The sequence below is a fragment of the uncultured Psychroserpens sp. genome (assembly GCF_947492715.1).
Lineage (GTDB): Bacteria > Bacteroidota > Bacteroidia > Flavobacteriales > Flavobacteriaceae > Psychroserpens.
Genome location: NZ_CANLNS010000007.1, coordinates 32,871 through 44,900, shown reverse-complemented (window position 1 = coordinate 44,900; position 12,030 = coordinate 32,871). Strand labels below are relative to the sequence as shown.

The following is a 12,030-nucleotide window of genomic DNA, read 5'->3' as shown; positions in this document are numbered from 1 at the left end:
GATGATTACGAAATACATCATATTATTCCTTTATTTTTCAATTCTTTTTTTAATTGGATACGTTGCCTCTAAAAAAATTAAAACGACCAAGGATTATTATGTAGGTGGAAAAAAATTAAACTTTTGGGTTGTTGCTTTTTCGGCAAGAGCTACAGGAGAATCGGCTTGGTTGCTATTAGGACTTACCGGTTTAGGAGCCATGGTTGGTGTTTCGGCTTTTTGGGTTGTGCTTGGAGAAGTAATTGGAGTAACAGTCTCCTGGTTTTTTATGGCCGAAAAATTCAAAAAACTCTCCGATGGTTACAATTCAATAACAATCCCAGATTATCTAGTAAGTCGATTTAAATCTAAAACGAATACACTGCGAATTGTTGCAGCAACAGCTTTGTCATTATTTGTCATCATTTATGTAAGTGCCCAAATTGATGCTACAGGTTCTGCTTTTGAATCATTTCTAGGTTGGAATTATTTTACAGGAGCAATCGTAGGCTTTTTTATTGTTTTAACCTATATTTTTTCGGGCGGTTTTGTGGCTGTTGCTTGGTCTGATTTATTTCAAGGACTTATCATGCTTTTAGGGTTGGTTGGATTACCATTGGTTGCTTATTATTCAATATCCTCCGATGTTTCAATCACCCAGGGATTACTAGCCTTAGACCCTTCGTTTTTAAATATTTGGGGTGAAGGTGGCTTTAACCTTATAAATTTCTTTACGATATTAGGATTTTTATGCATTGGCTTAGGTTTTATGGGATCTCCTCAGTTGTTCGTGAGATTTATGTCTATAAAGAGCACTGCCGAAATAAAAAAAGGAAGATGGGTGGCTGTAGTTTTTACGATACTAACAGATTCTTGTGCAGTACTTATTGGGATTTTTGGACGGTATCTTCTAACATCTGTAGATGCAGATCCAGAAGTGGTTTTAGGTAATGGTGCACAAAATGTGCTTCCTCTTTTGGTCGAAAGAATAATGCCACTTACTTTAATTGGAATCTATATAGCAGCGGTTTTATCGGCAATCATGTCTACTATAGATTCGTTGCTGGTTGTTGCTTCTAGTGCGATATCTAGAGATTTTTATCAGCAAATATTTAAACCCAATAAAACTGAAAAACAGCTCGCTAGAACATCAAAAGTTATCACATTTTTATTAGCAATATTCGCTCTATTAATAGCAATGCTTGTGGCCGTCACAACACCAGAAAGAACAATTTTTTGGTTTGTTATTTTTGGTTGGTCTGGCATTGCAGCCACGTTTTGCCCGACTATTATTTTATCGTTGTTTTGGAAAGAGTTCAATGAAAAAGGTGCAATTGCTTCTATGATAACTGGCTTTTTATCAGTTCCCCTTTTCAAGTTCGGATTTACCTCTTTGGAAACAATAGGCGTCTATTTCGAGAAACTTGGGGAATTAGGACCATCATTTGTTTTGGCAATAATCGTTGGAATTGTTATAAGCAAAATTTCAGCCAAAAAAGAACCAATAAGTCAGGGAAATAGTGACAATACTAATTAAAAACACGTAAATTTAAGACAAAGATTAATTTATAAAAGCAATACTGAAAATGTCAATTTTAATAAAAAATGGTCGAGTTGTTACTGCATCAGAAACTTATATTGCTGATGTATATACCGAAGATGAGAAAATAGTTGCTATTGGAAAAGATTTAAATTATAAAGCAGATAAAGTGATTGACGCTACCAACAAACTGGTGTTTCCTGGTGGGATTGATCCGCACGTACATCTTGATATGCCATTTATGGGCACATATTCTAGTGATGATTATGAAACGGGTACAAGGGCGGCATTGCATGGCGGTACAACTATGGTTATAGATTTTATATTGCAAACTCAGGGTGATACGCTTCACAATGCATTAAAGACTTGGCAGCAAAAATCAAATGGAAAGGCTATTGGAGACTACTCATACCATATGGCTGTGACCGATTTTAATACTAATGTAGCCAAAGAAGTTATAGACATGATTGAGAATGAAGGGATTTCTTCTTTTAAAACGTTTATGGCTTATAAAGGTGCATTAATGATTGATGATGGTCAAATGGTGCAACTCATGAAGGTTGTAAAAAAACATGGTGGTTTGGTAACAGTGCATGCTACTAATGGTGATATGATAGATTCGTTAATCGCTAAAAATAGAGCGCAAGGAAACTTATCGCCATTGTATCATTATTTGTCCCAGCCAGAAGTAACCGAGGCCGAAGCATCCGCACGTTTTGCTGATATGTTAAACTATACAGGCTGTCCTGGTTATATTGTTCATATGACATGCGAAGGTGCTTTAAACGCTGTTAGAAAAGCAACCCAGCGTAATCAGAAGGTTTTTGTAGAAACTTGTACACAATATTTAATGCTTGACGCATCGCTCTACGAAAATGACTTTGAAGGTGCAAAATGGGTTATGAGCCCACCTTTACGTGAAAAGAAAGATCAGGAAGCACTTTGGTCAGGAATTAATCAGGGTTTGGTTCAGGTGGTAGGAACAGATCATTGTCCTTTTATGTGGGAACAAAAGAAAATGGGTAAAGATGATTTTTCAAAAATACCTAATGGGCATCCAGCTATTGAGCATCGTATGGAATTATTGTTTTCCGAAGGTGTACACAAAGAAAAAATTTCACTAACTAAATATGTTGAAGTAAGTTCTACGAATGCAGCAAAAATCTTTGGTATGTACCCTAGAAAAGGAACGATAGCTATTGGCAGTGATGCAGATATCGTCATATTCGATCCTAAGAAGGAACATACTATTTCAGTCGAGACCCACCATATGAACTGTGATTACTCAAGTTATGAAGGTCAAAAAGTCAGGGGAAAAACGGAAACGGTAATTTTAAGAGGGCAAGTCGCTATTGAAAATGAAGAATGCCTTTTAAGTGCAGGGCACGGACAATTTATTCCACGAGGAAAAACATCAAAAACAGTAATTTAGAAAGATATATTATGCCAAGAAAAGTAAAGTCAGGATTGATACAAATGAGCCTTCCAATGACGGAAGGAGAAGGAACCATTCAAGAAATTATGGATGCGATGTATGATAAGCATATTCCATATATTGAAGAAGCAGGACGACAAGGGGTTCAAATATTATGCTTGCAAGAAATATTCAACACGCCGTATTTCTGTCCAGGACAAGATAAAAAATGGTATGAATCTGCAGAGCCGGTTCCTGGTCCAACAACTGAAAAAATGCAAGTATTAGCGAAGAAACATAATATGGTAATTGTAGTACCAATTTATGAAAAGGAATCACCTGGTGTGTTGTATAATACAGCAGCAGTAATTGATGCTGATGGAACCTATTTAGGTAAGTATAGAAAAAATCATATTCCACATACAACAGGGTTTTGGGAAAAGTTCTTCTTTAAACCTGGAAATATGGGATACCCAGTGTTTCAAACTAAGTACGCTAAAGTTGGTGTTTATATCTGCTATGATAGGCATTTTCCTGATGGAGCAAGAGCCTTAGGCTTAAATGGAGCAGAAATCGTTTATAATCCGTCGGCAACAGTGGCTGGATTGAGCGAATATCTTTGGAAATTGGAACAACCTGCTCATGCGGCGGCTAATGGTTATTTTATGGGATGTATAAATCGTGTTGGTGAAGAGAAACCATGGAACTTAGGAAAGTTTTACGGACAATCCTATTTTGTGGATCCCAGAGGACAAATATTTGCTGAGGCATCACGCGATGATGACGAATTGCTCGTTGCCGAATTTGATTTAGATCTTATAGAGGAAGTAAGATCTACATGGCAATTTTTTAGAGATAGACGCCCAGAAACTTATGGTAGATTAACAGATTTATAGAATATGGCAGAATATAAAAGACCAACAACAAAAGCGGAATTCGATAAGAATTTCAAACAGAAGAAACCCTTAATGAACGATACTGAGGCGTATTACGAAGCATCACGTTGTTTATTTTGCTATGATGCACCATGCGTTCAAGCATGTCCTACAAGTATCGACATTCCATTGTTTATAAAGCAAATCCATACAGATAATATTACTGGAGCATCTAAGACCATTTTTGATGCTAATTGGTTAGGTAATGCATGTGGTGTTGTATGTCCAACAGGCGTATTGTGTGAAGGTGCTTGCGTATATAATCATCAAGATGTGCCTCCAATTCAAATAGGTAGACTTCAAAATTATGCTACAAATACATCAATAGATTCCAAAAAAGAGCTATTTAAGGCAGGTCAATCTAATGGTAAAAAGATCGCAGTTATTGGGGCTGGACCAGCAGGAATTGCATGTGCTTGTGAAGCCCGCACTTTAGGTTATGATGTAGATATTTTTGAAGCTAAAGAAAAACCATCTGGATTAACAGTTTATGGTATTGCGCCTTATAAGATTACAAATGAAGAAGTCTTGAAGGAAGTTGCATATCTGCAAGATCAACTGGGGTTTCATATAAAATACAATAATGCCATTACGTCAAAAAATGAATTGGCAGCGCTCGAAACGAAGTATGATGCTATTTTTATTGGTGTTGGTTTAGGAGCAACGCGACATTTAGGATTGGATGGGGAAGATAAAAAAGGCGTTGTTGGTGCGGTTGAGTTTATTGAAGAATTGAGAATGAAGCATCACGAGGTTAAAGTGCCTGCCAAAGTTGTTGTTATTGGTGGTGGAAATACGGCTATGGATGCTGCTTCCGAAGCCGCTAGAATGGGAGCACGTAAAACAGTTCTGGCTTATAGAAATTCTAAAGAAAACATGGGAGCTTATGGTTTTGAATATGACCTCGCGATTAGTGCTGGTGTTGATAGTTTGTTTAATGTGACACCAATTGCAATTGTAGGTAATGGAACTGTTGAAGGTGTAAAATTTGCTAAAACAGAACTCATTGAAGGTAAGCTACAAACGAATATGAATAACACATTTGTTGTACGTTGTGATCTGGTTATTAAGGCTACTGGACAGGCAAAACAAGGCCACTTGTATAGCTTAATAGATGGCCTAGACATAGATAATAAAACTAGAATTATAATTAACAATGAGTTTCAAACATCAAATCCCCAGTATTTTGCTGGAGGAGATGCTATAAATGGAGGAGCTGAGGTTGTTAACGCTGCGTACGATGGAAAAATGGCTGCTCAAGGCATTCACAATTGGTTAAACAAATAGAATAAGGATTGTCATTCGATATTTGATATGGAATAGACACACATAATAATATAGATTTCTGCTTTCGCAGGAAAGTCAAAAGAAGCAAATAATATGATTGATTTATCAATAAATTTCGGAGGAATAAAAGCACCAAACCCTTTTTGGTTAGCGTCGGCACCACCAACAAACTCAGGCTATCAAATTATGAAAGCATTTGAAGCGGGTTGGGGAGGAGCTGTATGGAAAACTTTGGGCGTTCCAGTTGTGAATGTTTCAAGTCGCTATGGTTCTGTGAATTATAGAAATACCAGAATGATGGGTTTCAATAATATTGAACTTATTACAGATAGACCTTTGGCCGACAACTTAAGAGAAATTGAGGAGGTTAAAAAATATTTCCCTGACCATGCGGTTATTGCGTCTTTAATGGTAGAAAGCAGAGCCGAATGGGAACAAATTATAAAAGACGTTGAAAATGCCGGAGCAGACGGCATTGAACTTAATTTTGGTTGTCCACATGGAATGTGTGAACGCGGAATGGGTTCTGCAGTTGGTCAAGAACCAGATGTTTTAAAAACGATTGTTGGTTGGGTCAAGGAGGCTGCTAATATTCCTGTAATCACAAAATTATCACCAAATATTTCGCATATCACAGATCCTGGACTAGCTGCAGTTGAGGGAGGAACAGATTCTATTTCATTAATAAATACAATTAAGAGTATTGTGGGCATTGATTTAGACTCATATGCTCCATATCCTATTGTTGATGGTAAAGGAACTAATGGAGGTTACTGCGGACCAGCGGTTAAGCCTATTGCAATGCACATGCTCAAAGATTTAGCGCAACATCCTGAAATAAGTAAAGTGCCACTATCAGGTATTGGAGGTATTGAAACTTGGCGTGACGTTGTGGAGTTTATTTTACTCGGGGCAACTTCTGTTCAGGTGTGTACTGCTGTAATGCATTATGGTTTTGGAATAGTACGTGAAATGGAAGCAGGTTTGCGTCAATTTATGGAAGATAAAGGATACAATACTATTTATGATTTTGCTGGCAAGGCGTTGCCTAATGTAACCGAATGGAAACACTTGAATTTAAAACATAAAGTAGTTGCTGAAATAAATGCCGATAAGTGTGTTGGATGTGATCTATGTTATATTGCTTGTGATGATGGTGCACATCAGGCTATAGCACTATCTGATGATCCTACCAATAGGATTCCTAGTATCATTGAAGAGAACTGTGTGGGTTGCAATTTATGCTCATTGGTTTGTCCTGTTGAAGACTGTATCACAATGGTTAAGAAAGATGATGGTACACAGAGTATCACTTGGAATGAGCGTACGCTTAATGATGATATTCCTGTAAGTTTTGATGATGACAGAGCAGGAGGAAAAGGGCATTTTGTACCTGAACCTTCAGATGCGTTAAAGAAGAAACGCTAAGTTATGAACCTGTAATTAATACTCTGAGTTTACTGACTTTTATATTTTGATTTGATTTTGATATTTTGTGTAGAATATTTTCTATATTTAGAAAAATATTCTGTGTATGCTCAAAAAAGTTTTTGGTAGTGCTGTTTTTGGTGTTGAAGCCACAACAATAACCGTTGAAGTTAATGTCGATTCAGGTATTGGTTATCATCTGGTAGGTTTGCCTGATAATGCAATAAAGGAAAGTAACTTTAGAATTGCCGCTGCACTTCAAAATAACGGTTATAAAATTCCAGGAAAGAAAATAATTATCAATATGTCACCTGCCGATTTACGAAAGGAAGGATCGGCATATGATCTTACTTTGGCCATTGGTATTCTTGTAGCATCCAAACAAATTAAAGCTGAGCATCTAGGTCGTTATCTCATTATGGGTGAATTATCCCTTGATGGAAATCTTCAGCCTATTAAGGGGGCTTTACCAATTGCTGTAAAGGCTAAAGAAGAAGGATTTAAGGGGTTTATTCTCCCTAAACAAAATGCAAAAGAAGCAGCTATTGTTGATGGCTTAGAAGTTTATGGAGTAAATACAATAAAACAAGTCATTGATTATTTTGATAAAAATATTGACCTAGAACAAACCATTATCAATACACGTCAAGAGTTTTATAAAAACTTAGATTTTCCAGAATTCGATTTTAGTGATGTAAAAGGCCAAGAGAGTATTAAACGATGTATGGAAATAGCGGCTGCAGGAGGACACAATATTATTTTAATTGGTCCTCCAGGCGCGGGAAAAACAATGTTAGCCAAACGACTACCTTCAATACTGCCTCCAATGACATTGCATGAGGCCTTAGAGACGACTAAAATTCATTCGGTTGTTGGTCGCGTTAAAGCCCATACAGGATTAATGGCGCAACGGCCATTTAGAAGTCCGCATCATACCATTTCTAATGTTGCCTTAGTAGGAGGAGGGAGTTACCCACAACCAGGAGAAATCTCGTTATCACACAACGGTGTTTTATTTTTAGATGAGCTCCCAGAGTTTAAAAGAGAGGTTTTAGAAGTGATGCGACAACCTTTGGAAGATAGAGAAGTGACTATTTCTAGAGCAAAATTTACCGTTACTTATCCATCGTCATTTATGTTAGTGGCTAGTATGAACCCAAGTCCGGGTGGTTATTTTAACGATCCGAATGCGCCAGTCACATCTTCTCCTGCTGAAATGCAACGCTACTTGAGCAAGATATCTGGACCATTATTGGATCGTATAGATATTCATATTGAGGTAACACCTGTTCCTTTTGATAAACTATCTGATGACCGAAAAGGAGAATCTTCGGTAGAGATAAGAAAGCGTGTTACTCAAGCTCGAGTTGTTCAGACCATGCGCTTTGCAACCTCTAATACAGTTCATTATAATGCGCAAATGAACACCAAGCAGATTAGAACTTACTGCAAACTGGACGATGCTTCGCTTAGTCTTTTAAAACACGCTATGGAGCAGTTAAATTTATCAGCTAGAGCCTATGATCGCATTTTAAAGGTGTCGAGAACTATTGCCGATTTGGAAGCATCGGAAACTATTACAGGAGCTCACATTTCCGAAGCCATTCAGTATCGAAGCATGGATAGAGAAGGTTGGTTGGGTTAAGGGTTAAATTATGTTATTATTCTCTACTAAGAACTAAATTTGCAGGAATTATAAAATCTGAAGAATCCACAAGTGTACCATCTGGACATTCTGTATTAGGTGAAACATAACTTATTCTACTAGTCCTAGTCCATCCTAATGTACCATTCCCTCCTAAGGTATTACTTGGATTGAACTCAAGCGTCAAGTTCGCATGTTTTTGTCTTCTACAGCTAGAAGTCGGCTCGTAATATTCTAATGAAATTTTATTTGTTGATTCAATTACGTTTCCATTGATTAAAGCTGTAGTTGCCCCAAATGATGTCGTGTTATATTGCTCAACTCCATTCAATTTATATATCATCTTAATGGATAAATTATCTTCATAGTTCGGGTTTAATAACTTACCAAAAAAATCTTGTGGCAGATGTTCTTTTTTTGTGACAGTAATTTTAAGATAATGAGTACCGTCATCATATATCCAATTACCAGTATATTTATTTAAAAGATTATTTACGTCTTTAAAATAGACTACCTCATTTTGCTCACTTTCGTAGCCAAGTAAGTTTTCAAGTGGCACTATGGTTTCTTGGGAATATGCTCCACATGAAATAAGAAATGCTATAATCAATATTTTTATGTTCATCATTAGTGTATTTTAATTAGTTAAAAAGACCCAAATAAAATCCCCGTTGAAATCTGTACTTAAAGATACAAAGAGACTTAAACCTGAGTCAAGTGTTTTAAAGAAATTAGTAAAGTTTAATTCAAAAAGAGCTTCTTCTTGTTCCTCAGTACAGCTCCCACATTGGAGTTGAGTTTTTTTAATGACTTCTCTTTCAAATGACTTGAGGACAAATTCTTGAAAAGTTTGACCTTCAGAATTTTTTAGAGATGGGTCAGTCATAGCATCGTAAAAATCTAGTGCCTTTTGAGTGTCATTTACTCTCAATGCATACAACCCTCTTCGAGAGACTAAAATATTAGAAATGTTTCCTCCCGCTTTCATAAGGTTTCCTAAATTAGCTACACTTTTTTCTTTATAAAAGCCAACCGTCTTTACAATATCTTCCATGCTAAAAACAGTAGCTAATTTTCCTCCTTCATTATTCGTACCATTATGATGCAAGTGGACTCTTACTTCAGAGTTAGGAACCGCTAATGGGAAATCTGTCCATTCAAAATCGGTATTAAAACTAGGCACAACGTATTCAGAGTAATTTGGTGGACCATTTTCTAATTTTCTAAATTCACTTCCTTGCTCAGTAGCAACAGAATTAACATCACTTTGCATTTGCTCAATACGAGCTTTAATAAGGCTATCTTTAGTTTGTGCAGTAAGTTTATCTATGTGATTTTATTCAGGTTTATATAATTTAATAGGATAATCTTTTATGAAATTCCAATGAGAATCATTCTGATAATCCAATTCTAACTTTTTGTCTGAGTGCTTAATCTTTAATTCCTCAAAAACATTAAAGAAGAATTTAGAATCGGTTATATAAAACCAATAATTTCTTGCTCCACCATAAGTTTCTACTAAAAATACAATTCCGTTTTTGTTTGGGTCAAAAAGATTAACAATTTCTCGGTCAAAGTCCATCAACGATTTATTGTATTCATCCGCTGGTAATCCATTATCTTTCACGCTGTCAAACATGTGCGTTATACATACGAGTTGTGGGTATTTTACTCTGAACTCCCAAACATTTTTATAATTGGGCAGTCTCAGGTAGAGAGGAAGACCATCGTATTCAGTTTTGGTTGTTAACCATTCCATTTCTTTTATAGTTTATTTATTCAAATGCTTTATAAGCGAGAGGAACAATCATCCAATTGTCAGAAGTTTTAAAAAAAACTGATCGCATTTTCTGTTCCGATCCGTCCTCATTTAAATATTGCATAGCGTACAATTTTGTTCCATCTTGTAAATGGTTAGCAATAGTTAAATATTCCTTTGGAAATCCATTTGTGATTCCAGATTTGAGTTCGCTTTTTGAGACAGTCAGTATTTTTAATTCTGCGTTTTCTGTTAATGGTTTCATGCTATTTTGTGGAATCTTACTAATATCGGCCCATCTCATTTTGGAATATGCGATTACCTTATTAACCGATTTTCCATCCTTAAAAATGAGTCTTAAACCCTTTTCAGAAGGTTTTAAAGTAGATAGAAACTCATTGTTATCATCAGTTTTTAGTTGATTAACAACAGTAATGAGTTCTGTTAATTCAGCATTTTCATTCTCTTTACAAGAAATGAATGAAATTAAAATAAGGCCGAGCAAAATTATTTTTCTATTCATGGTTTTTCTTTAATTGGTTATACATTTTGTTTGTTGCGGTGTTCTATTCACTTCCAAATAGTTTTCCGTTGAGCGTATGCGTACAGCAGTTACAGAACGGAGTGAGATCCTTTGGTTTAAGATTCGGATTTGTGAGTTGGAGAATGCCATCAACATCAATAAATAAACCAGAGAAATAGGTTGATTCACCCAATCTTACATAGTCTTTTTTATCGCTTTCATCGTTTGCAACCAACCAGAATATTGGTTCAGTTGTATCAAGTCTAGATTTAGCCTCCGAAAAAACTTGATTCCATTCATATCCAACTTTGGACAAGAGAAATTTAAAAAGTGGTGTATAATCTAACCCTCTATTTTTCTTGCCATGCATTGAGCCCTTTACAACTTCTATTGATTCCCTTTTTTTATTTCTATTATTTTTATAATCTCCTCCGAAATTATGCCGAACTCCTCGTGCTTTTGTATTTACTTTTCGGTATAAAGGCTTTTTCTCTCTATTCATTACTCTTTTTTCTTTATTCAATTTCACCTTTGTTTTTTATACGGTTTCCAATGGCATAGCTTATCATACTAATAAATCCAGCAATTACAATGGCAGTCCAGTCAATTCCAGAGCCCTTTTCTTTAATCACTATAGTATATGCTATATATGCGATGGTTGGAAAGTATATAATAAAATTCCCAAGTATTTTTTTATCCATTGTTTTGATTTAGTGTTATTGTGTATTGCTTTTTCATTTCCTCCGACAACCGCTTCAGATAATCTCTAGCTATTTCTTCTGTTCCATGTATATTACTCGCAATGCATTCATGCATGATTAGTTGTGTGAAAGTGCACGATTCATTTTTGGTAGTAACAATATAGTAAAAAGCGTGCAAAGATCGTCCTCTTAGCCAGTTAATGCAATTTGCTAGACACGTTGTTTCAGCTAGTTCTTATTCCGTTATTTTTTTAAAATATAAATCGGCTTTTATGCTGTCTGGTCCATATATTTCCAAACTCGGTTTAATTTCATTATTTTCCATTCCGATGTTCAATTCGTAATTATTCGTCTTCCAATTGTTCATTTTAAAATGTCCAAATTCATAAACCAGTTTTCCTTTCCAAAACAATTCAAAAATGCAATGACCATATTCATTTTTAATTCCTTTTCGGCTTTTTCCATTCTTAAAGATTGTTTTTCCGCTATTTTGGTTCACGACTTTAAAGTTGGATAAATTAAGAGTTGAGTCAACTTTTAATTCAAAAGTGTTGAAGTCAAATAGTTTGGATGAAACTTGAGTAGCAAGACAATGCTTGTCTTTTACTTTTTCAGCGTAGTTTTTGAAGCTATAGAAACATAAAACCCCAATTATTAAAGTTATAATTAAAATCAGATTTTTTTTCTTTCGCATTGAATTTCTCGAATTGGTTACAACGTGTTTGTGTATGGTTTGTTTAGGCAAGTTCGCTACGCTCGCGTGTTATGTTGGTCAAAACTAAGTTAGCAAAAGAAAACGAACCAGAGGGAAATCTGCTA

At 35.7% G+C, this 12,030-nt stretch carries 13 protein-coding genes; 6 read left to right on the top strand and 7 right to left on the bottom strand.

The features are described 5' to 3' along the window. Position 1: 1 nt before the first annotated feature. From Q0787_RS15975 to Q0787_RS15950, 6 genes are all read left to right on the top strand, one after another. Positions 2-1,516, top strand: coding sequence for a sodium/proline symporter (locus Q0787_RS15975; protein ID WP_298903844.1), 1,515 nt, complete (start codon positions 2-4; stop codon positions 1,514-1,516). A gap of 49 nt (positions 1,517-1,565) precedes the next feature. Beyond that, positions 1,566-2,951: a dihydropyrimidinase gene (gene hydA, locus Q0787_RS15970; RefSeq protein ID WP_298903843.1), complete on the top strand. Its 1,386-nt coding sequence runs from the start codon at positions 1,566-1,568 to the stop codon at positions 2,949-2,951. Between the two features lie 11 nt (positions 2,952-2,962). Next, positions 2,963-3,829 carry a nitrilase-related carbon-nitrogen hydrolase gene (locus Q0787_RS15965; protein ID WP_298903842.1) on the top strand — a complete coding sequence of 289 codons (867 nt, stop codon included), beginning with the start codon at positions 2,963-2,965 and terminating at the stop codon, positions 3,827-3,829. 3 nt (positions 3,830-3,832) lie between these two features. After that, on the top strand, positions 3,833-5,155 hold the full coding sequence (locus Q0787_RS15960) for an FAD-dependent oxidoreductase (RefSeq protein WP_298903841.1): 1,323 nt from the start codon (positions 3,833-3,835) through the stop codon (positions 5,153-5,155). 93 nt (positions 5,156-5,248) lie between these two features. Next, positions 5,249-6,583, top strand: coding sequence for an NAD-dependent dihydropyrimidine dehydrogenase subunit PreA (preA, locus tag Q0787_RS15955; RefSeq protein WP_298903840.1), 1,335 nt, complete (start codon positions 5,249-5,251; stop codon positions 6,581-6,583). Between the two features lie 106 nt (positions 6,584-6,689). Further along, a complete protein-coding gene (locus Q0787_RS15950) occupies positions 6,690-8,228 on the top strand; it encodes a YifB family Mg chelatase-like AAA ATPase (protein ID WP_298903839.1) in 1,539 nt (512 codons plus the stop codon). A 16-nt stretch (positions 8,229-8,244) separates the two neighbouring features. Here Q0787_RS15950 and Q0787_RS15945 read toward each other — a convergent pair whose 3' ends face one another. The 7 genes from Q0787_RS15945 to Q0787_RS15915 form a co-directional block, all read right to left on the bottom strand. Continuing rightward, positions 8,245-8,856: a DUF6705 family protein gene (locus Q0787_RS15945; protein WP_298903838.1), complete on the bottom strand. Its 612-nt coding sequence runs from the start codon at positions 8,854-8,856 to the stop codon at positions 8,245-8,247. 9 nt (positions 8,857-8,865) lie between these two features. Then, on the bottom strand, positions 8,866-9,501 hold the full coding sequence (locus tag Q0787_RS15940) for a hypothetical protein (RefSeq protein WP_298903837.1): 636 nt from the start codon (positions 9,499-9,501) through the stop codon (positions 8,866-8,868). Positions 9,502-9,564: 63 nt separating this feature from the next. Then, entirely contained in the window at positions 9,565-9,987 is a 423-nt protein-coding gene (locus Q0787_RS15935; RefSeq protein WP_298903836.1) for a DUF695 domain-containing protein, read from the bottom strand. 16 nt (positions 9,988-10,003) lie between these two features. Then, positions 10,004-10,510: a hypothetical protein gene (locus Q0787_RS15930; RefSeq protein WP_298903835.1), complete on the bottom strand. Its 507-nt coding sequence runs from the start codon at positions 10,508-10,510 to the stop codon at positions 10,004-10,006. Between the two features lie 43 nt (positions 10,511-10,553). Further along, complete coding sequence (locus Q0787_RS15925; protein ID WP_298903834.1) at positions 10,554-11,012, bottom strand: hypothetical protein; 459 nt, start codon at positions 11,010-11,012, stop codon at positions 10,554-10,556. Between the two features lie 13 nt (positions 11,013-11,025). Continuing rightward, entirely contained in the window at positions 11,026-11,211 is a 186-nt protein-coding gene (locus tag Q0787_RS15920) for a hypothetical protein (RefSeq protein ID WP_298903833.1), read from the bottom strand. 235 nt (positions 11,212-11,446) lie between these two features. Next, positions 11,447-11,710 (bottom strand): hypothetical protein, encoded by a 264-nt coding sequence (locus Q0787_RS15915; RefSeq protein ID WP_298903832.1) that lies wholly within the window; start codon positions 11,708-11,710, stop codon positions 11,447-11,449. Positions 11,711-12,030: the final 320 nt, after the last annotated feature.

Coding starts and splice junctions, on each gene's coding strand:
- Q0787_RS15975 (WP_298903844.1), top strand. CDS start 2: ATGATTACGAAATACATCATATTATTCCTTTATTTTTCAATTCTTTTT.
- hydA (WP_298903843.1), top strand. CDS start 1,566: ATGTCAATTTTAATAAAAAATGGTCGAGTTGTTACTGCATCAGAAACT.
- Q0787_RS15965 (WP_298903842.1), top strand. CDS start 2,963: ATGCCAAGAAAAGTAAAGTCAGGATTGATACAAATGAGCCTTCCAATG.
- Q0787_RS15960 (WP_298903841.1), top strand. CDS start 3,833: ATGGCAGAATATAAAAGACCAACAACAAAAGCGGAATTCGATAAGAAT.
- preA (WP_298903840.1), top strand. CDS start 5,249: ATGATTGATTTATCAATAAATTTCGGAGGAATAAAAGCACCAAACCCT.
- Q0787_RS15950 (WP_298903839.1), top strand. CDS start 6,690: ATGCTCAAAAAAGTTTTTGGTAGTGCTGTTTTTGGTGTTGAAGCCACA.
- Q0787_RS15945 (WP_298903838.1), bottom strand. CDS start 8,856: ATGATGAACATAAAAATATTGATTATAGCATTTCTTATTTCATGTGGA.
- Q0787_RS15940 (WP_298903837.1), bottom strand. CDS start 9,501: ATGCAAAGTGATGTTAATTCTGTTGCTACTGAGCAAGGAAGTGAATTT.
- Q0787_RS15935 (WP_298903836.1), bottom strand. CDS start 9,987: ATGGAATGGTTAACAACCAAAACTGAATACGATGGTCTTCCTCTCTAC.
- Q0787_RS15930 (WP_298903835.1), bottom strand. CDS start 10,510: ATGAATAGAAAAATAATTTTGCTCGGCCTTATTTTAATTTCATTCATT.
- Q0787_RS15925 (WP_298903834.1), bottom strand. CDS start 11,012: ATGAATAGAGAGAAAAAGCCTTTATACCGAAAAGTAAATACAAAAGCA.
- Q0787_RS15920 (WP_298903833.1), bottom strand. CDS start 11,211: ATGGATAAAAAAATACTTGGGAATTTTATTATATACTTTCCAACCATC.